Source organism: Nonomuraea sp. NPDC049714, assembly GCF_044465295.1.
Classification (GTDB): domain Bacteria; phylum Actinomycetota; class Actinomycetes; order Streptosporangiales; family Streptosporangiaceae; genus Nonomuraea.
Map to the genome: position 1 here is coordinate 258,221 of NZ_JBITLM010000013.1, position 18,207 is coordinate 276,427.

Consider the following 18,207-nt stretch of genomic DNA (forward strand, 5'->3'; position numbering starts at 1 on the left):
CCGGCGGCCCGAGGTTCACCGGAGTGATCGTTGCACGCGCCGGCAGCAGCGTGGAATACGCCGGGAATACGCCTGGTCACCCGGCATCGAGAGATGACTTCGGGCGGAACCCCTGTCTTTGCGTGATGCTGAAGGAGTTGGGGGGTGACGACGATCAGCGGCCAGATGCGCCGGCTTCCTCGCCGGTAGTCCCGCAGCGGGCCTCGTAATGAAAGGGTCTCGGGTTCGAATCCCGAAGGCGGCTCCAGGCGGAAGGCCCCTCTGTGATGATCACAGAGGGCCTTTGAGTTTGCCGCATGAGCACGCGCGAAGGCGCCGCACATGGCAGGTCAAGGTGCCGGCTTCTCCGGCCGGATGGGGGCATCCGCTGACGGCGGCTGCGGGGAATCTCCGGATACGCCCGTTCGGGCGGCGGTCCAGCTCGGTCACCAGAGCCGGGAGGCGCTCATTCTTCGCTGTAGCTGTTCGGCGATGGCCCGTGGCTGCTGCACGATCAGGGCGGCGAGCTCGTCACCCGACGGCCGGAAGGGTCTGGATGCAGAACAGGTTCAAGTGGGCCGTCAGTTCGCTCGCTGAACGCACATCTGGTCGAGGATGTCAACGCCATCGGGAATCTTCTTGATGGCCTTATAGGGTTTGGCCGTCGTGGCGTCGCGGAGTGCCTTCGCGGCGTTGGGCGTCGCGCTGACCACGAGGATCTGGAATATCGCGCCGGCGTCTTCGTCAGCGCCAATGGACGGGATGGTGATGGTCCAGTTGCCGTTCGGGCTCTGAGGGTTCGCCACCGAACCGATGTACATACTGTTGTCGGGAGGCTGGGTGATCTCCCAAAGGACCGAACCGTGAGCCATCTTCGCGGTTCCCGACAGGGTGAACGCCTTGCCTTTCTCTACTGAGGCACAACCGCCGTTTTCGGTCGTCGGTTGGGCGATGGCCGCGGTGCTGAGGTTCTTGTCTTCCCGTTCGTTGGCCATGCGGGCCTCATTGGCTGACCAGATGGCGGAACCGGTGCTGATGATGGTGCACAAAAGGATTACCGCCATGTTCACCGTCAAGAACCTGCCGGGCTCCTGATGTTGCCCCGCGCCCTCTCCGGGGGAGCGCCCAGCGGGCGGCCGCGGTGGGTGGGGCGTAGCCCGATCGAATCCGGCCCACGTCCTTAGACGTCGCATCAATCGGATGGTCCGCCCCGGGGCGCCAACCGATGATCTGGTCCCGGTCATATAGCCTCTTTTTGGGTCCTTTTTGTCCGACGGCTCGATCCAGGTCGTTCATCACGAACAATAAAGTCGGCATACTGCCGCCCGCGATCCCGTTTGCGCAGCAGCCGGCCGATTTGCGCAAGCAGTAGAGAGAGCGGAACGCGGCGGTGGTACATCCGTTCCGGTGTGCACTCCTCGCCGACGCCGCCGGGCGGTGCATGGCGGCCGTCCTGCGGCGAGTTATCTGCCTGCCCGCAGAGTCGCGAAAGGGCGAACTCCGTACTTCTTGCTGTAAGCGATGGCAAATCGCCCCAAATGTGTAAAGCCCCACCGATACGCTACTTCGGTAACGCTGGTGCAGGACGGGTCTGATGCGGCAAGCTCCGCGTGTACCCGCTCCAGGCGCAAGTCCCGCAGGTAAGCCATCGGCGCCAGGTTCAGGTGGGTCTGGAATGCCGCTTGGAGGGTGCGGATACTGACACCTGCGATTTCGGCGAGCTCCGCCGCGGAGAACGGGGTCTCCGGTGATGCCCGCATCGCTTCGATGGCTCGCTTGAGCGCCGGAGGCCGGCAGGGCGGCGCGGGGCTGAGCAGTTCCTCCTGGTAGCGGTGATCCGCCGATGCCAGCAGATGGGTGAGCATGCTGTGCCAGAGGGGCGCGCCGATGATCTCCTGCCTCGTCAGGGGCTCCTCGCGCCCGATCTGCCCGACGAGCATGCAGGCCAGGTCCCGCAGAATGCGCCCATAGCCATGGGTAAGGTCCATCGAGGGGGCGAAATCGATCGGTGCGCGAATGGGCCTTTGCAGGAGGCGCTCCAGTTCCGCCTCCAGCGCCTCGCGCCTGATCTTGATGCACAGGATACGGCTACGCGCGCTCCATCGGCTCAGCTGCACATCCCCGGTCGGCCCGTACAACACAGCACGTTCCGGGGTTGCCGTGATCTCATTCCCTAAATTCTTGGAGTGCAGGTAGCCCGACAGCGGAATGTTGAGGTGATAGAACTTGCGAAGCTCGGCGAAGTCCATCTTGATGTCCGCGTCGAACCGACAGTCTCCGACGAGGATCGGCCCGAGCTGCATGGCGTCGATCGACATCTTGAACTGTTCGGCTCCGCGAAGAATATTCATGCGAAGTGGATAGTACGTCTGGGTGCCCTGCTCGCTGGCCTCGTCGGGGTCGAGGGTGCGAGTGCTGAACCTCCAGGGCAGTGATGGAACTGCCGTGGCATCCGAGTTCGCCATGCTGCCGCCATGACACTAGGTCAACTGTTCAATCTAAAACGCTAACATACGCATCCGCAGGTGAAACGGTGGCGGAGTTGGTACAGGGGCGGTGCCTGCTCCTCGGCAAGGCCGTTGGTGAGGCGCCGGGCGGTCCGGGAATGCGTACTTTTACGTGTTCGGTGGCTTTTGATACATGGACTTGTGCGCAGAAGAGAATAATGTTCTGGTTCATCGTTGGGTCGAACGCGAGCGGTGCTCATTCGGAGAGCCCGCCAAGATCCATACGGGGTAATGACCATGAACGAGTTCAAGCGTGGCGCGGTCCGGCTGTCCGTGCTCGGCGGTCTGGCCGCCGGTCTGCTGGCCGTGGCGCCGGGGGTGAGCCAGGCCGCCGCCGGTGAGCCGACGGTGAGCAGGGCGGGCGGGACCGTGACCATCACGGCGGGCTCCATCGCCAGGGACGACACCATCACGCTCCAGTCCGTCAGCGGCCGGCTGCACGTGTTCGGGCAGGTCGTGGCAGCGACGGGGTCCGGCTGTCAGCAGGTTTCCGGCAACGAGGTGAACTGCGGCAGCGGTGTCGAGAAGGTCAACGCCACCCTGGGCGGTGGCGACGACCGGTTCCTGTCGCGGGTGGGGATCGGGGGAACGATCGACGGCGGCAGCGGCGGCGACACCTTCCAGGCCGGGCTCGGCTTCGACGGGACGAGCTTCGTCTACAAGGGCGGATCCGGGACCGACAAGGTCGACTACGGCTCCAGCGGCTCGGCCGTGACCGTGACCAAGGACGACAGCTCACGGCCGGACGGCCGGTCGATCGACGACGACGACGTCACCCGGGACGTGGAGACCATCGAAGGCACCGTCAGGGCCGACACCCTGACCGGGAGCGATGTCTTCGACAGGCTGATCGGTGGCGAGGGCGCCGACACCCTCAACGGCCGAGGGGGAGACGACATCATCGACGCCGATGACATCCAGGGCACCAAGGACACCCTGATCGACTGCGGCAACGGGTCCGGCGACAGCGCGACCGCCGACCCGGCGGACGCTCCGGTGAGCTGCGAGTCGGTCAGCCGTCCGTAGCCTCCGAAGGCCCCTCGCGACAGCGGTCGCGAGGGGCCTGACACGTCCTGATCCGTGGGACCGATGAGTTCGGGTACGGTTCCCGGTCTCAACGGGTGCGAACCCGTCGATCCGCAGGGAGGGTCCATGGCCAAGATGCTGTATTCGGTCACCATGTCGCTGGACGGCTTCATCGCCGGTCCCGGCGGTGACATGTCCTGGCTGGCCGACCATCTGGGGCCCGATCCGCTGGTGGACGAGATCATCGGCCAGGTCGGGGCGTTGCTCGTCGGGCGCACGACCTTCGGCGGCGACGATCCGTACAAGGGCACCGAGCAGGAAGGGGAGGCGTTCGGCGGCGGGTGGGCGGGGCCGCAGTTCGTGCTCACCCACCGCGTGCCGCGCGCGTCCGTGCCGGGCGTCACCTTCGTCGGCGACCTCGACAGCGCCGTGGCCGCGGCCAAGGCGGCGGCGGGGGACAAGTACGTCAACGTCCTGGGCGCGAGCGTGGCCCGGCAGTGCCTGGAAGCGGGTGTGCTCGACGAGGTGCTGGTGTTCATCGCGCCGGTCATGCTCGGCGACGGCGTGCGGCTGTTCGACCACCCGGGCGGGACCAACGTCAGGCTCGAACGGCTCCGGGTGAGTCAGGCGGCGCCGGCCACGGGCCTGTGGATGCGCGTGGTGGACGGCGCGGCGCCGGAGGCCGGGGCGATGTCCGGGTGAGCATGCTCGCCGCGCTGGGGGGCAGGGTCCGGTCATGAAGACACTCTTCAAGTTCCTGGTGGCACGCCGGCTGGCGCGTACGCCGATCGGGCTGGCGGTTCTGGGACTGGCCTGGCTGCGCCGGCGGCGCAGACAGCGCATGCAGGGCGCGCAACCTGAAAGTGCCGGACACCGGTAAATCACGAAATTTCCGAATAAATCACTGACAATCCGGCGCCCTTCCCCCTATGTTCGGCGCCATGATCCTTCGCGTATGCGCGGTGGCCGCCGCCGGCCTGATGCTTGTCTCCGGTACGGCGCACGCCTACCCCGTCAAGGGCGCCGCCGAGCTGACCCACAACGAGCTCTACAAGAAGGGCAAGCTCCCCAAGACCACGTGCAAGCTGGTCAAGGGCACGACCAGGGCCTCGACGACCAAGTACGTCACCGACCTCGTCGCCTGCATGAGCAAGACCTGGAAGTCGTCGATCCCCGACTTCCAGCCTGTGCAGGTGGGGTTCGCGGACAGGGATGAGAAGTACACCTGCAACGGGCGCAGGGAGGTCGAAGGATCATTCGCCCAGCAGTGCTTGCACTTCATCCGGGTACGGTTGGCCGCCGATTGGATCAAGGCCAAGGACGACTCGGAGGTGTTCGCCGCCGTCACGGACGCGTGGAGCGGAATCGTGCAGGTCCAGACCGGCATCGGCGAGGCCTGGCAGGCACTGCCGAACGGAGGCGAGCAGCCCGAGATCGACGAGCAGCTCCGCCGGCTCCAGCTTCAGGCCGACTGCCTGACCGCCGCCTCCTACAAGAGCCTCGGACTGACCGTCAAGAACTGGAAGTCCGTCTTCGAGGACACGGACCCGCCCGAGTTCGACAAGCTCAAGGGCGAGGGCAAGCTCGCCAACCGCCTCAGCTGGTCCAAGAAGGGCTATCAGGCGGGAGGGCCGAGCGTGTGCAACACCTGGAAGGCGCCCTCGTCCAAGGTCGCGTGAGGCCCTCGACGGATCGGACACCCGCGTGTCACGCTGACGAGCCATGAGGTACGTCTTAGCGGCGCTCGGACTCTTACTCATGGTCGCCTGCGGGTCGGGCGGGACAGGCGGTCCACCGGTCAACGTCGCCGACGTCAGGTTCGTGCAGATGATGGTGCAGCACCACCGGCAGGGCATCGAGATCGCCGAGGTGGGCGCGGCCAAGGCGACCACCCCCGAGCTCAAGACCTTGTCGGCGGCCATCGTGAGCACCCAGCAGAGCGAGGTCGAGATGATGCTGCGCTGGCTGCACTCCTGGCAGCAACCGCTCACCCCGGCGGACGGCGCGCACGATCATCACGGCGGGCTGCCGGAGATCGACCAGAAGCGCATCGCCGAGCTCAAGAGGTCCGAGACCCTGGAGTCCGACCTGCTGACCCTGCTGATCACGCATCAGGACGGCGCCGTCCAGATGGCGGCGGAGGAGGTGCGCGACGGGGTCGCACCGGCCGTGACCCAGTGGGCCGCGAAGGTGCAGGAGTCGCGCCGGGCGCAGATCGCGCAGATGCGGGACCTGCTCAGCCGGTGAGCCCCTGGCGCTCCAGCATGGCGGTGGCCCGGTCGAGCCGCTTCCCCAGGTTGTCGCGCAGGTCGGCGAAGCGGTCGGAGTGCTTGAGCACGATCCTGCGCTGCAACTCGGCATCTGCGGTGAACCAGGTGGCCACCAGGCCGGACGACCACTTGCACGAGGTGTCCGCCACCGCGACCCGCTTCTCCTCGGTGGTGATCTCGGCGCCCTCCAGGTTCCAGCGGGGGTCGGCGATGGCCGCCTCCGGCGAGGGGTAGGAGTGGCCTGCGGCCTTCATGCACGCCGCCCACTTGCCGACGGCTCGCCGTACCACCGCCCGCTTGGCGGCCCGCTCCAGGGTGCGCGCGTCCTGCATCGCCAGCCACTGCCAGTCGGCCTCCGGGGCGCTGCGGGACAGCACGTCCGGCGCCCGGTTTAGGCACCCCGGCCTGCCCTGCTTGCCGTACAGGTGCCGGCGGGCGGTCTGGCGCAGGTCGGCCGCCCACTGCGACGCCTCGGGCGGCGACGCCGGGCGGGCCAGGTGGTAGCCGAAGCGCGCCGCCTGCTCCGGGTCCACCACGCCGTAGCGGCGCGTGTTGCCCGGGTCGGCGGCGGCGATGGCCTGCTGGTTCGTGCCCGGGGGATGCACGGTGACGCCGTGCCGGCGCATGCACCGTACGACCACCAGGTTGTGCGCGTTGCCCAGGAGCGCCCGCTGGGCGGGCGTGGGCTTGTAGGCGTCGAACGGCAGCTTCAGATCCGCCACGCCGCTGATGCCGGTGGTGGGCTCGGGCGCCTGTTGTGGCTGCGTGCAGGCCGTGACCGCCACGAGGAGGGCGCCGAGCACGAGCGGCGGTCCGGCGTGGCGGCCGGTTTCCGGTGAGGCCCGGAAACCGGCGCTGCTTCGGGTCAGCGGCACCAGATGTCGATGGAGCTGGTGCGGTTGTTGCCGACGGCGTTGTTGGCCAGGAAGCCGTCGTTGGAGTCGTTCAGGAAGGTGCTGTGCGCGCCGGTGAAGTAGGCGTGCTGCCACAGTGTGATCGGGCAGCCGACGCGGTTCCTGACCGAGCTGGACTCGTTGTTCATGCTGTGCCAGGAGTTGCTGTAGTCCCACCTGAGCCAGTTGTCATCGTCCAGGTTGGAGTCGTCGTGCACGAAGTCACGCCAGTGGTCGGTCTGACCGCGGTTGTAGTCGAAGCCGGCGTACAGGCAGACGCGGCCGCCGTAGCAGGTGGAACGAGGGCTGGCGGTCGCGGTCGGGACCGGGGCGACCAGGGTGAACAGCGCCGCCGCCGCGATGGCGCCGGCGACTCGGGTGGACAGCCTCACAGGGGATCTCCTTGATCGATGAGTTGTGAGAACACCCGTAACTTAGCGTGGTCATTCGCATGCGGAAGGTCATGACGCGCGTGCGTGGGTAAAGGCCCGCCGAGCTTGGACGGCGTAAAGCGCAATGGTCATCTCATTGACGCAACGACACGTCCTGATCAGGATGAAAGACCTGAAACGGCGCTGATGTCACTCGAAGGAGACCTGACCATGCACGCCGCGATCCCCCTCTACAAGGGCTACACCGGCCTCGACGCCATCGGCCCCTACACCGTGCTGGCCTTCGCCCCCGACTGGGAGGTCACCTTCGTGGCCGCCGAGCCGGGGCCGGTGACCGACGACCAGGGCGGCCTCAGCATCGAGGCCACCGCGAGCTACGCCGACGTGCCGAGGCCGGACGTGATCGTGGTGCCGGGCGGGATCGGCACCATCGAGGCGCTCTCCGACCAGGCCCTCGTCAGCTGGATCGGCGAGGTGCACGAGCACACCCGCTGGACGGCCTCCGTCTGCGCCGGCTCGTTCCTGCTGGGCGCGGCCGGGCTGCTGAAGGGGCGCAGGGCGACCAGCCACTGGGCGCTGATCGACCAGCTGCCGGGGATGGGCGCGGAGCCGGTGCACGAGCGGGTGGTCGTGGACGGCAAGATCGTGACCGCCGCCGGGGTCTCGGCCGGCATCGACATGGCGCTTGCGCTGCTCGCCCAGGCGGCCGACCAGGACACCGCCGAGGCCGTGCAACTGGTCATCGAGTACGACCCGGAGCCGCCGTTCGACGCCGGCTCGCCGCGGACGGCCTCGGCCGACCTGCGCGCGCGGGCGGCGAGCCTGCTGGGGTGAGCAAGGCCCTTGCACCCGGCCGGGCAAGGTGGGTAAGGCCCTTGCCGGGGTCCGCACCCGGCTGGGCAAAGCACGCGGCACCGGCGCCGCGTGAGCGCGTATGAAGGAGGATGCCCTTCGCGACGTCACGTCTGACGCTGGCGCTGGTCCTGCTCACCGGGGTCACCGGCGTGGTCGAGGCGGTCAGCTACATCGGGTTGGACCAGGTCTTCGCCGCCGTCATGACGGGCAACGTGCTGTTCGTCGGCTTCGGGCTGATCGACCGCTCGATCCCGGTCACCGGGCCGGCCGTGGCGCTGGTGGCCTTCGCGCTCGGCGCGCTGGCCGGTCACCGGGCCAACGTCACGCTGAGCCGCAGGCGACCGGAACGCTGGCTGACGTACGCGGTGTGCGGTGAAGGCGCACTGATCATGGTGGCGGCGCTGGTCGCCCTCGGCCTGCCCGCCGACCCCTCCCAGCAGACACCGCACCGCTTCGCCGTCATCGTCGTGCTGGCGGTGGCGATGGGCTCACGCAACGTCACCGTGCTGCGGGTGGCCGCGCGTGACCTGCCCACCACGGTGGTGACCCGGGCGCTGGCGGGGGTGTTCATGCTGCCGTCGCACGGCAGGGCGGGGCGTCAGCTGGCCTCCGTCGCCGCGATGTTCGTCGGCGCCCTGGCCGGCGCGTTCCTGCTGTCCTGGCATCCCGCGGCGGCTCTGGTGGCCGCCTCGCTGCTGGAGATCATCGCGGGCGCGCTCTGCCCCCGTACGGAGACGTGAGGGTCTTCCTACGCGTCCATGTGAACACTTACCGATCAACCGTTCGTATGGCTTCGAGGTGTGAACACTTGTGCTCGACGTCGGGTGGGCTTGGGAGGGCGATCACTTGATCCCGTCTCTTCGCAACCACCCTCCCACGGCACCGGCTCGACGGTTCCCGTGGAACTCAGTACGGCCTCATCTGGTCCAGCACCTTGTGGGCCAGTGATGCGAACTCCTCCGCCTTGGCCAAATCCCGCCGGACGTCATCAGGAGTGATTCCAGGAGCGTTCGGCAAAGGATATTCGGCGCTGTTGCGCCGGCGGCGCATCCGATCGAACGGGCGAAGCGACTGCCCAAGGGGAGGATCGAGTTGGGCCGTGACCGCATCCAATACTGCCGAGATGGCCGCCTCTGCTAGTGGCTCGCAACCCTTGGTTTTCCAGGATCGAGGCGAGCGACTTCCTGGAAGCGTCGTAGAGGAGCTGGTATGCGCCTGTGGGATCTGTCTCGCAGCCGCTGTGAGCGAGTTCGATGTGCCGGCTGGCTTGGGAGAGCAGGATGTCGGCATGCTGCCGGTTCGCCGGGACGCGTTCCAGTTGTCCCGACGACAGCATCGCCTCTGTTCAGTCGCGTCCTTGCATCCATCTCATGAGTCGCGTTCTTTCGAAATCAGGGGGTACAGGGGCTTGTTTCGCACAGACGTCACGAACGGATCGGGAGCGCTGTCCGTCCAGGACTCCGATGAGATTCGGGTGACGTTCACCTCCCGGCCGAGGGTCCGTTCTGCTGTCCGTGCCGCGTCGTACAGTGTGTCGTCGTCGGCGGACCCCACCACGAGGACGTCCACGTCTTGTGGCGGCGGCCCTGGCTGGTGTGCGTGTCTGGCGGCCCACGATCCGTAGATGTACGCCTCCTCGATGCCGGGGATGGGTTGGAAGAGCGGGGGTAGGACGGCGGCGGGACCGTAGGTCAGGGCCAGCAGATCCGTGAGCGGTCCGGCGATGACCGTGGTGGTGTCAGCGCGGAGCAGGCGAAGGTTGCCGTGTCGCCGTTCCACTCGCTGAGAGTGGTCGTCTTCCAGCTGTGCGTACAGGGTAATGGAAGTGCGAGCCTGGGCGCTGGGCGGATAATCTGCAGCGCATGGCTCACGTCGAAGTAGGACATTTGACATACGTGCTGCCCGATGGGCGGCCGCTGCTCAACGACGTGTCCTTCCGGATCGGCGAGGGGGTCAAGGCCGCGCTCGTCGGGCCCAACGGTGCGGGCAAGACCACGCTGATGCGGCTGATCGCGGGCGACCTGCAGCCGGTCGACGGCAGTGTGGCGAGCTCCGGCGGGCTGGGCGTGATGCGGCAGTTCATCGGCAGCGTGCGTGACGGCAGCACGGTGCACGACCTGCTGCTCGGCGTCGCGCCTCCGGCCGTGCGGCAGGCGGCGGAGCGGCTGGCGCAGGCCGAGCTGGTGATGATGGAGCGCGACGACGAGAAGACGCAGATGCGCTACGCGCAGGCCATCACCGACTACACCGACGCCGGCGGTTACGACATCGAGGTGCTGTGGGACACCTGTACGGTGTCCGCCCTCGGTGTGCCGTACGACAACGTGAAATATCGGGATGTGTCGACGCTGTCCGGCGGTGAGCAGAAGCGGCTGGTGCTGGAGGCACTGCTGCGCGGCCCGGACCAGACGCTGCTGCTCGACGAGCCCGACAACTACCTCGACGTGCCGGGCAAGGAGTGGCTGGAGCAGCAGCTCCGCGAGACGCCCAAGACCGTGCTGCTGGTCAGCCACGACCGCCAGCTGCTGGCCAACGCCGCCGACCGGATCGTCACCGTGGAGTCCGGCGGCATCTGGATCCACGGCGGCGGCTTCGGCACCTACGCCGAGGCCAGGAAGGCGCGCAACGACCGGCTCGACGAGCTGCGCAGACGCTGGGACGAGGAGCACGCCAAGCTCAAGGCCCTGGTCAACATGCTGAAGAACAAGGCCCGCTACAACGACGGCATGGCGGCGCCCTACCACGCGGCCCAGACGCGGCTGCGCAGGTTCGAGGAGGCAGGGCCGCCCGAGGAGACGCCCAGCGACCAGAACATCAGCATGCGCCTGCGCGGCGGACGCACCGGCAAGCGCGCGGTCATCTGCGAGGGGCTTGAGCTCACCGGCCTCATGCGGCCGTTCGACCTGGAGGTCTGGTACGGCGAGCGGGTGGCGGTGCTCGGCTCCAACGGCTCGGGCAAGTCGCATTTCCTGCGGTTGATCGCGGGCACCGTCCCGGTCGCCCACACGGGGGTCGCCAGGCTGGGCGCCAGGGTGGTGCCCGGCCACTTCGCGCAGACGCACGCCAGGCCGGACCTGCTCGGCCGCACGCCCGTCGAGATCGTGATGTCCGAGCACGCCAGGCTGAAGAACGAGGCCATGAAGGTCCTGGCCCGCTACGAGCTGGCGGGCCTGGTCGCCGAGCAGCGGTTCGACACGCTGTCGGGCGGTCAGCAGGCCCGGCTGCAGATCCTGCTGCTGGAGCTGTCGGGCGCGACGCTGCTGCTGCTCGACGAGCCGACCGACAACCTGGACCTGGCCAGCGCCGAGGCGCTCCAGGTGGGCCTGAACGCCTTCGACGGCACGGTCATGGCGGTCACCCACGACCGCTGGTTCGCCGCTGATTTCGACCGTTATCTGGTATTCGGCTCCGACGGCATGGTGTACGAATCGCCGCAGCCGGTCTGGGACGAAAGGCGCGTGGTGCGGCCTCGCGGATGAGCGGCCCTGGCGAAGAGTCCGGTTAAAGACTTGGTACGGCTGGCGCGTGTCATATGCCGTTCGTGTCCATGAACCGGTTATCACGGCAAAGTGATCCCGCGTAGCCTAACCGTCAGCCTCCTCGCACTCGGGGCGATCTGCCTCACCGGGTGCTCGAAGGAGGGGCCGTCTCAGCAACAGCAGCAGCTCAAGCCGCTCACGCTCAAGGAACAGGCGTCGAACGTCGTCAAGTCAGCCGACGGCTACGCCGTGAACTGGGCCGGAGTGCTCGCCAACGTCAATCCGTGGCACTTCGGCGAGCACGTGGTGGCCACCGTCGTCGGCCGTGACGCCGCCGGTCGGGAGGTGGTGCGGATGGACCAGCCGCTGGACGCGGTGCCGCCCGGTGGTTCGCTGGCCTTCACGGGCGAGGCCAGGGCCGCCGAGAAGCCGGTCAAGGTGACGATCGACTACCGGCCCGCGCAGTGGCGGCCGGCCGCCCGGATCGCCTCGGCCTTCAGGCCGTTCCCGGTGTCGCGGGTGCAGACGCTGCCGCAGAAGGACGGCTCGTACCTGGTCACGGGGTACATCGGAAATCCGTACCGGCTTCCCGCGAGCAGCCTGGTGGTGAACGCGCTGCTGCGGGACAAGGCGGGCAAGTTGCTCGGCGGCGGCAGCACGTTCGTGGACGACGTGAAGGCGGGCAGCCCGCCGCGGTTCATCCTGACCGTCGCGGGGCTGCCCAAGGGGAGCGCGGTGGCCAAGACCGATGTGAGCGCCCGGACCTGGGGCTCGACCGGGCGTCCGTTCGAGGACCTGGCGCTCGGCGGCGCGGTGCCCCTGCACACGATCAAGCCGACCACGGAACCGTTCCAGATGGACCGGGGAAGTCAGGCGATGACCGGTCGAGAGCAGTAAATATCGACTAAATGTCGGGAAAATAGCCTAATAAATCGGGCATGGTGCTGTCCGGCTATTCACGGACAAAGCGAGAAGCGTTTTATGGCTTCGAGGTGACAAGGTACGGCTATCGCGCGGAAACGGTAGAACTGCAAGTTACTAATCCATTACCTTCGGTGACATGAATGACCGCGTCCTGGTAGAGGCGCTGCGCGCGGGCGATCCGGGTGCCCTCGCCGCGCTGTACGACACGCACGCCGAGAGCATCTACCGATATTGCTGGTTCCTTCTCCGCAACGCCGACAGCGCTCAGGTGGCGCTGCGGGACGTGCTGATCGCGGCGGAGGCGCACGCCGCCGCGCTGTCGGACCCCGGCATGCTGCGGCCGTGGCTCTACGCGCTGGCTCGCGGTGAGTGCACCCGCCGGAGGATCGCCGTGCGGCAGGACGCGGCGGAGGCGCCTGACGGGGCTCCGGAGCAGGAGGACGCCGACCTGCGCCTGATGGCCGCCAACGCGGTGCGCAGCCTGTCCGCGGCCGACGCCGAGGTGCTCGACCTGACGGCCAGGCACGAGCTGTCCACGCGGGAGCTCGCCCCCGTGCTGGGCCTGGCCGTCCACCAGGTGGTGGAGCTCTACGACGGGGCCCGCGAGCGGCTGCGCGACGCCATCACCGCGGAGATCCTGGCCAGGAAGGGCCCGTACGACTGCCCGCCGCGGGCCCGCATCCTGACCGGGTTCGCGGGAGAGCTGACCCCCGACATGCGCCGGCGGCTCGTCGGCCATCTGCCGATCTGCGAGACCTGTGCCCCGCATCTGAGCCGGCAGGTGTCGGCGGCCAAGGTGTTCGAGCTGCTGCCCCAGGTCACGCTGCCGGAGGCGACCAGGGTCCGGGTGCTGAGCTGCGTCGTCGACCCGGAGCTGTTCCTCTATCGGCGTTATGTGGCCAGGAGGTCGGAGGCTCTGGACGCCGCCGGATTTCCCGTTGTGGGCGAACGGCGGCTTCGCACGTGGCCTCGCGCGCTGGCGGGCGCGGCGGCGGCGGTCGCGACCGTGGTGGCGATAGGCGTGATCTTCGACTTCTTCGGCAAGGAGGTCGACGGCCTGCCGAGCGTCGCCACGGTGGCCTTCCCGCCGGCGGGTGAGCCGCCCGGCCTCACACTCCCCTGGGAGTCGCGGGTGCGGTCGGAGCGCGACGACGTCCAACCGCTCCTGGACGGTACGGCCACCCACCCGCTCGGGACGACGCCCACCGCCACGCCCGTGAGCATCGTCACCACCAGCCCGCGGCCTTCCCTGCTCGACCCGGTCGACGACGGGCGGCCGTCACAGCCACCATCACTGGCACCATCACTGTCACTGTCCCCGTCCCGCAGCTCCCAGGCGGCCGACCCGACCCTGCGGCCGACCGAGCCCATGCCCGAGCCGACCCCCTGCCCGACTCCCACCCTGCCGCCCACTCCCACCGTCACCCCGGCGCCGCCGCCGACCAGGCCGACCACCCAGCCCCCCACGAGCCCGCCGCCCCAGACCGCCGACCCGACGGTGGCGCCCAGCCAGACGCCGCCCACCGTGACGGTCACGCCTGATTCGGTGGCGAAGTAACGTTACGCACGGTAACAGTAGGGAACTGTGTGCATAGAGTGACTGCGGGGGGACTCTATGCACGTCAGAGCCGGATTTCTGGCCGCCTGCCTCATCGTCGTGCTCTGCCCGCCGGTCTACGCCGAGCCCGCGCCGTCGTCGCGTGACGTCGCCAGGGCGCGGCAGGCCGTACACCATCGGTCGAAACAGCTGGGCGTCGCGGCGGCCAGGTTGGCCGAGGCGCAAGGGCGGCTGGACGCGCTGGCGGCCGAGGCGGAGCGGCTGGTCGAGGCCTACAACGGCGAGCTCGTCCGGCTGAGGCAGGCCGAGCAGGAGCGGCAGCGGGCCGACGCGCGCGCCGCCGCCGCGGAGGCCGAGGTCGATCGGGCCCGGCAGCCGGTGGCGTTGCTGGCCGCGCAGGCGTACGGCGGGATGAGCCTGGACGGCGGGATGGTCACGCTGCTCAGCGATCAGGGCGACACCGACGGCTACCTGCACAGGATGAGCGTGCTCGAGCAGTTCGGCCGCGAGCGCGCCTACCTTCTCGACCGGCTGCGCGACGCGGAGGAGGTCGCCACCATCCTGCGTGTGCACGCGGCCCGGGCCGAGGCCGTCCAGCAGGCCGCCTCCGACCGTGCGGCCCAGGCCAGGAACACCGCCGAAGCCGCGGTGGCCAGGCAGCGGCGCGACACCCGGGCGCTGCGGGCCGACAGGAACCAGCTGCGGCGGCGGGTGATCGCGGCGCGCACCCGGGCGGACCTGCTGGCCAGGCGGCGGGCGGCGATGCTGGACCGGATCGGGCTCGGCTTCTCGGCGAAGAGCGCCGCGACAGGCTCGGCCAACGGTGACGTGGCCGCCAACTGGGCGCTGACCCAGCTCGGCAAGCCCTACCTGTGGGCGGCCGACGGGCCGTCGAGCTACGACTGCTCGGGCCTGACCATGCGGGCATGGGAGCAGGCGGGCGTGCGGATCGACCACTGGACGGGCACCCAGTGGACCTCCGGCCCGCACGTCCCCCTCGACCAGCTACGCCGCGGCGACCTGCTGTTCTTCGGCCACGACAAGCACGACGCCACGACCATCCATCACGTCGGCATGTACGTCGGGCGGGATCTCATGGTGCACGCACCGCAGACCGGCGACGTCGTACGGGTCGCCTCGATGTGGCGGGGGGACCTGGTGGGCGCCACCAGGCCCCGCTGACGGCTCAGTGGTCGAAACCCTCGTCCTTCGCCCGCTGGAAGGACCGCTCGATCTCCGCCTGGGCCTCCAGGCGGCCGACCCAGTTGGCGCCCTCGACCGACTTGCCGGGCTCCAGGTCCTTGTAGACCTCGAAGAAATGCTGGATCTCCAGCCGGTCGAACTCCGGCACGTGGTGGATGTCCTGGATGTGGGCCATACGGGGGTCGGTGGCGGGAACGCAGAGGACCTTGTCGTCGCCGCCCTTCTCGTCGGTCATCCGGAACATGCCGACCGCCCGGCAGGTGATGTAGCAGCCGGGGAACGTCGGCTCCTGGAGCAGCACCAGCGCGTCGAGCGGGTCACCGTCTTCACCGAGCGTGTGCTCGATGAAGCCGTAGTCGGCGGGGTACTGCGTGGAGGTGAACAACAGCCGGTCCAGCCTGATTTTGCCGGTCTCGTGGTCCACTTCGTACTTGTTCCGTTGTCCCTTGGGAATCTCAACGACAACGTCGAACTCCACCGCGGTTCCTCCACTCGCACCCCCGGGCACCCCCGGTCGGGCGTTAATGTCTCGTAGGCGAACACCAGGAGAGAGGTCAGGTGACGTGGCACGGCACGAGCGATTGGTGATGCTGACCACTCTCGCCATGCTGCAGGTCGTGACCATCGTCACCGGCGTCTACGCGATGAACAACGACCTCGACCTGAGCGCGCTGTCATCACCGACCGAGCCGACCGCGTCTCCTGAAGGGGCTCCCCCCGCCCCCGTGGTCACCGCGGGGCCTGTGCTGGCCCAGCTGCCGGTGAGATCAGGAGACGGACCTCTCCCGACCAAGGGTACTTTGACCCGGCAGCTCACCGATGCCCTGGGTGACAAAGCGCTGGGCAACCGGGTGGGAGCCGTCGTTCTCGACGCCGTCACCGGCGAGCGGATCTTCGCCGCCAACCCGGACGCGGGCATCGTCCCCGCCTCCACCACCAAGATCCCCACGTGTGTGGCGGCGCTCGCCTCGCTCGGCCCCGACGCCCGCCTGGCCACCCGCGTGGTGCAGGGCGCCACCCGCGACTCGGTCGTCCTGGTCGGCGGCGGCGACCCGACCCTGGCCGGCCCCCTGGCCAAGGCGAAGCCCTACCCCGAGCAGGCGTCGCTCGCCACGCTCGCCTCCCGCACGGCCGCCGCGCTCAAGGCCCAGGGCGTCACCAAGGTCACGCTCTCCTACGACGACTCCCTGTTCACCGGCTCGCCGATCGCCCCCGGCTGGAAGCCCGGCTACATCCCCGACGGGGAGGTGGCGCCCGTCCACGCCCTGGCCATCGACGAGGGCAGGCAGCACCCCGCCAACCGCCAGCCGCGGGTGTCCGACCCACCCAGGTACGCCGCCGCCGCCTTCGCCAAACTGCTGCGCAGGTACGGCATCGCCGCCGCCAGGACGATCCGCCCGGCCAAGGCCGCCCCCACGGCCGCCGAGCTCGGCAAGGTCGAATCGGCCCCCGTCTACGCCCTCGTCGAGCGCACGCTGACCCTCAGCGACAACGACCTGGCCGAGGCCCTGGCGAGGCACGTGGCCATCAAGGAAGGCCGGCCCGCCTCCTTCCAGGGCGGCACCGCGGCCATGACGCAGGTGCTGCAGCGGCTCGGCGTGACCAAGGGCGTCGAGGTCCACGACGGCAGCGGCCTGTCCATCCGCAACCGGATCAGCGCCGACGCCATGGCCAGGCTGCTCAGCCTCGCCTCCGCGCCCACCCACCCGGGCCTGCACGCCGTCGCCTCCGGCATGCCCATCGCCGGCTTCTCCGGCACCCTGGGCAACGGCAGGCGCTTCACCAGGAGCGACAGCAAGGGCCAGGTCGGGCTGGTCAGGGCCAAGACCGGCACCCTCAACAACGTCAACACGCTGGCCGGCCTCGCCACCACCAAGGACGGCAGACTCGTCACCTTCGCCTTCCTGGCCGACCGGGTCCCCGCGTACGCCGAGCCCGCACTCGACAGACTGGCCGCCATCGTCGCCCGCTCCTGACAGCACTCTTTCGCGGGCCGGGCAACGAGCACGTACGGTGGATGTCATGCAGGTGATCGACTGGGATCTGGCCGTCACGACCGGCACGCGCCTTGTGCGCCCCGGTCCTCAAGTGAGTCGCGAGGAGGCCAGGCAGGCCGTCGCCGAGCTCCGCACGCTGTCGCGCGAGGCCGAAGGGCACGTGCGCGAATTCACCAGGATTCACACCGATACCGCGCCGCAGGTGGCGACCATCGTCGACCGGCCGGGCTGGATCAAGGCCAACGTCGAGGGCTTCCGGGTCGTGCTGGAGCCGCTCACCCAGCGGGTGAGCAGCTCCGCCAATCCGCCGCCGGCCATCGTCAGCGCCGTCGGCTCCCGCATTACCGGCGTCGAGGTGGGCGCGGTGCTGGCCTTCCTCGCCACGCGGGTGCTCGGCCAGTACGAGCTGTTCCTGCCGCCGGACCCGACGGGCCGCGAGCCGATCGGCCGCCTCACGCTCGTCGCGCCCAACATCGTCAACGCCGAGCGCGAGCTCAACGTCAACCCGCACGACTTCCGCCTGTGGGTGTGCCTGCACGAGGAGACGCACCGGGTGCAGTTCACCGGTGTCTCGTGGCTGCGCGAGTACGTCCGCTCGCAGATGACCGAGTTCCTGCTGGCCTCCGACCTCGACCTGCCGACCCTGGTGGACCGCCTGCGCGGCGCCGCCGACACGGTGGCCGACGTGGTCAGGGGCGGTGAGGGCAACCTCATCGACGTCATCCAGACGCCGCATCAGAAGGAGATCCTGGACCGCCTGACGGCCGTCATGACGCTCGTGGAGGGTCACGGCGACTTCGTGATGGACGCGGTCGGCCCCTCGGTGGTCCCGTCGGTGGCGCAGATCCGGGCCAAGTTCGCGCAGCGTCGCGAGGGCGGCTCCAAGCTCGACCGCACCATCCGCCGCCTGCTGGGCATCGACCTCAAGATGAAGCAGTACGCCGAGGGGGCGGCCTTCGTCCGCAAGGTCGTGGACCAGGCCGGCATGGACGGCTTCAACCGCGTCTGGACCTCTCCTAACACCCTGCCCACCCCGGCCGAGGTCTCGGACCCCGACGCCTGGGTCCGCCGCGTCATCGGCACCCCGGCCCTGCCCAGCTGAGCCACCGCCCGCGACGATGGGC

General features: G+C 68.9%; 19 protein-coding genes. 13 read left to right on the forward strand and 6 right to left on the reverse strand.

Annotated features, from left to right (window positions below; all coding sequences use genetic code 11):
• Positions 1–560: 560 nt before the first annotated feature.
• Both ACIBQX_RS39840 and ACIBQX_RS39845 read right to left on the reverse strand, forming a co-directional pair.
• A complete protein-coding gene (locus tag ACIBQX_RS39840; RefSeq protein ID WP_397013927.1) occupies positions 561–1,055 on the reverse strand; it encodes a hypothetical protein in 495 nt (164 codons plus the stop codon).
• A gap of 387 nt (positions 1,056–1,442) precedes the next feature.
• Entirely contained in the window at positions 1,443–2,444 is a 1,002-nt protein-coding gene (locus ACIBQX_RS39845; protein ID WP_397013929.1) for an AraC family transcriptional regulator, read from the reverse strand.
• Positions 2,445–2,723: 279 nt separating this feature from the next.
• On the opposite strand from ACIBQX_RS39845, the gene ACIBQX_RS39850 reads away from it, so the two are divergent.
• From ACIBQX_RS39850 to ACIBQX_RS39870, 5 genes are all read left to right on the forward strand, one after another.
• Positions 2,724–3,512 (forward strand): hypothetical protein, encoded by a 789-nt coding sequence (locus ACIBQX_RS39850; protein WP_397013931.1) that lies wholly within the window; start codon positions 2,724–2,726, stop codon positions 3,510–3,512.
• Positions 3,513–3,638: 126 nt separating this feature from the next.
• Positions 3,639–4,214 carry a dihydrofolate reductase family protein gene (locus tag ACIBQX_RS39855; RefSeq protein WP_397013933.1) on the forward strand — a complete coding sequence of 192 codons (576 nt, stop codon included), beginning with the start codon at positions 3,639–3,641 and terminating at the stop codon, positions 4,212–4,214.
• Positions 4,215–4,248: 34 nt separating this feature from the next.
• Complete coding sequence (locus ACIBQX_RS39860) at positions 4,249–4,392, forward strand: DUF6203 family protein (RefSeq protein WP_397013935.1); 144 nt, start codon at positions 4,249–4,251, stop codon at positions 4,390–4,392.
• A gap of 61 nt (positions 4,393–4,453) precedes the next feature.
• Positions 4,454–5,191, forward strand: coding sequence for a hypothetical protein (locus tag ACIBQX_RS39865; protein WP_397013937.1), 738 nt, complete (start codon positions 4,454–4,456; stop codon positions 5,189–5,191).
• A gap of 43 nt (positions 5,192–5,234) precedes the next feature.
• Positions 5,235–5,759: a DUF305 domain-containing protein gene (locus tag ACIBQX_RS39870; protein WP_397013939.1), complete on the forward strand. Its 525-nt coding sequence runs from the start codon at positions 5,235–5,237 to the stop codon at positions 5,757–5,759.
• Here the strand turns inward: ACIBQX_RS39870 and ACIBQX_RS39875 are convergent.
• Together ACIBQX_RS39875 and ACIBQX_RS39880 are read right to left on the reverse strand one after the other, a co-directional pair.
• Positions 5,749–6,657, reverse strand: a complete 909-nt coding sequence (locus ACIBQX_RS39875) for a hypothetical protein (RefSeq protein WP_397013941.1) — start codon at positions 6,655–6,657, stop codon at positions 5,749–5,751. The genes ACIBQX_RS39870 and ACIBQX_RS39875 overlap by 11 nt on opposite strands.
• Positions 6,648–7,067: a peptidase inhibitor family I36 protein gene (locus ACIBQX_RS39880; protein WP_397013943.1), complete on the reverse strand. Its 420-nt coding sequence runs from the start codon at positions 7,065–7,067 to the stop codon at positions 6,648–6,650. The genes ACIBQX_RS39875 and ACIBQX_RS39880 overlap by 10 nt, the downstream gene beginning before the upstream one ends.
• A gap of 186 nt (positions 7,068–7,253) precedes the next feature.
• Between ACIBQX_RS39880 and ACIBQX_RS39885 the strand changes: the two genes are divergently transcribed.
• On the forward strand, positions 7,254–7,901 hold the full coding sequence (locus ACIBQX_RS39885) for a DJ-1/PfpI family protein (protein WP_397013945.1): 648 nt from the start codon (positions 7,254–7,256) through the stop codon (positions 7,899–7,901).
• Between the two features lie 110 nt (positions 7,902–8,011).
• A complete protein-coding gene (locus ACIBQX_RS39890) occupies positions 8,012–8,662 on the forward strand; it encodes a YoaK family protein (protein WP_397013947.1) in 651 nt (216 codons plus the stop codon).
• A 628-nt stretch (positions 8,663–9,290) separates the two neighbouring features.
• Here ACIBQX_RS39890 and ACIBQX_RS39895 read toward each other — a convergent pair.
• Complete coding sequence (locus ACIBQX_RS39895; RefSeq protein ID WP_397013949.1) at positions 9,291–9,701, reverse strand: hypothetical protein; 411 nt, start codon at positions 9,699–9,701, stop codon at positions 9,291–9,293.
• An 83-nt stretch (positions 9,702–9,784) separates the two neighbouring features.
• On the opposite strand from ACIBQX_RS39895, the gene ACIBQX_RS39900 reads away from it, so the two are divergent.
• The 4 genes from ACIBQX_RS39900 (at position 9,785) to ACIBQX_RS39915 (ending at position 15,065) form a co-directional block, all read left to right on the forward strand.
• Positions 9,785–11,401, forward strand: coding sequence for an ABC-F family ATP-binding cassette domain-containing protein (locus ACIBQX_RS39900; protein WP_397013951.1), 1,617 nt, complete (start codon positions 9,785–9,787; stop codon positions 11,399–11,401).
• Positions 11,402–11,491: 90 nt separating this feature from the next.
• Positions 11,492–12,298 carry a hypothetical protein gene (locus ACIBQX_RS39905; RefSeq protein WP_397013953.1) on the forward strand — a complete coding sequence of 269 codons (807 nt, stop codon included), beginning with the start codon at positions 11,492–11,494 and terminating at the stop codon, positions 12,296–12,298.
• A 163-nt stretch (positions 12,299–12,461) separates the two neighbouring features.
• Positions 12,462–13,883: an RNA polymerase sigma factor gene (locus ACIBQX_RS39910; RefSeq protein WP_397013955.1), complete on the forward strand. Its 1,422-nt coding sequence runs from the start codon at positions 12,462–12,464 to the stop codon at positions 13,881–13,883.
• A 57-nt stretch (positions 13,884–13,940) separates the two neighbouring features.
• Entirely contained in the window at positions 13,941–15,065 is a 1,125-nt protein-coding gene (locus ACIBQX_RS39915) for an NlpC/P60 family protein (RefSeq protein WP_397013957.1), read from the forward strand.
• Between the two features lie 4 nt (positions 15,066–15,069).
• Here the strand turns inward: ACIBQX_RS39915 and ACIBQX_RS39920 are convergent, their stop codons facing one another.
• The gene (locus ACIBQX_RS39920) at positions 15,070–15,564 is read right to left on the reverse strand and encodes an inorganic diphosphatase (RefSeq protein ID WP_397013959.1); all 495 of its coding nucleotides are present in this window, start codon (positions 15,562–15,564) and stop codon (positions 15,070–15,072) included.
• Positions 15,565–15,649: 85 nt separating this feature from the next.
• Between ACIBQX_RS39920 and dacB the strand changes: the two genes are divergently transcribed.
• Both dacB and ACIBQX_RS39930 read left to right on the forward strand, forming a co-directional pair.
• Complete coding sequence (dacB, locus tag ACIBQX_RS39925) at positions 15,650–17,062, forward strand: D-alanyl-D-alanine carboxypeptidase/D-alanyl-D-alanine-endopeptidase (RefSeq protein ID WP_397013961.1); 1,413 nt, start codon at positions 15,650–15,652, stop codon at positions 17,060–17,062.
• A 46-nt stretch (positions 17,063–17,108) separates the two neighbouring features.
• Entirely contained in the window at positions 17,109–18,185 is a 1,077-nt protein-coding gene (locus tag ACIBQX_RS39930; RefSeq protein ID WP_397013963.1) for a zinc-dependent metalloprotease, read from the forward strand.
• Positions 18,186–18,207 lie beyond the last annotated feature (22 nt).

Coding starts and splice junctions, on each gene's coding strand:
- ACIBQX_RS39845 (WP_397013929.1), bottom strand. CDS start 2,444: ATGGCGAACTCGGATGCCACGGCAGTTCCATCACTGCCCTGGAGGTTC.
- ACIBQX_RS39850 (WP_397013931.1), top strand. CDS start 2,724: ATGAACGAGTTCAAGCGTGGCGCGGTCCGGCTGTCCGTGCTCGGCGGT.
- ACIBQX_RS39855 (WP_397013933.1), top strand. CDS start 3,639: ATGGCCAAGATGCTGTATTCGGTCACCATGTCGCTGGACGGCTTCATC.
- ACIBQX_RS39860 (WP_397013935.1), top strand. CDS start 4,249: ATGAAGACACTCTTCAAGTTCCTGGTGGCACGCCGGCTGGCGCGTACG.
- ACIBQX_RS39865 (WP_397013937.1), top strand. CDS start 4,454: ATGATCCTTCGCGTATGCGCGGTGGCCGCCGCCGGCCTGATGCTTGTC.
- ACIBQX_RS39870 (WP_397013939.1), top strand. CDS start 5,235: ATGAGGTACGTCTTAGCGGCGCTCGGACTCTTACTCATGGTCGCCTGC.
- ACIBQX_RS39885 (WP_397013945.1), top strand. CDS start 7,254: ATGTCACTCGAAGGAGACCTGACCATGCACGCCGCGATCCCCCTCTAC.
- ACIBQX_RS39890 (WP_397013947.1), top strand. CDS start 8,012: ATGCCCTTCGCGACGTCACGTCTGACGCTGGCGCTGGTCCTGCTCACC.
- ACIBQX_RS39900 (WP_397013951.1), top strand. CDS start 9,785: ATGGCTCACGTCGAAGTAGGACATTTGACATACGTGCTGCCCGATGGG.
- ACIBQX_RS39910 (WP_397013955.1), top strand. CDS start 12,462: ATGAATGACCGCGTCCTGGTAGAGGCGCTGCGCGCGGGCGATCCGGGT.
- ACIBQX_RS39915 (WP_397013957.1), top strand. CDS start 13,941: ATGCACGTCAGAGCCGGATTTCTGGCCGCCTGCCTCATCGTCGTGCTC.
- ACIBQX_RS39930 (WP_397013963.1), top strand. CDS start 17,109: ATGCAGGTGATCGACTGGGATCTGGCCGTCACGACCGGCACGCGCCTT.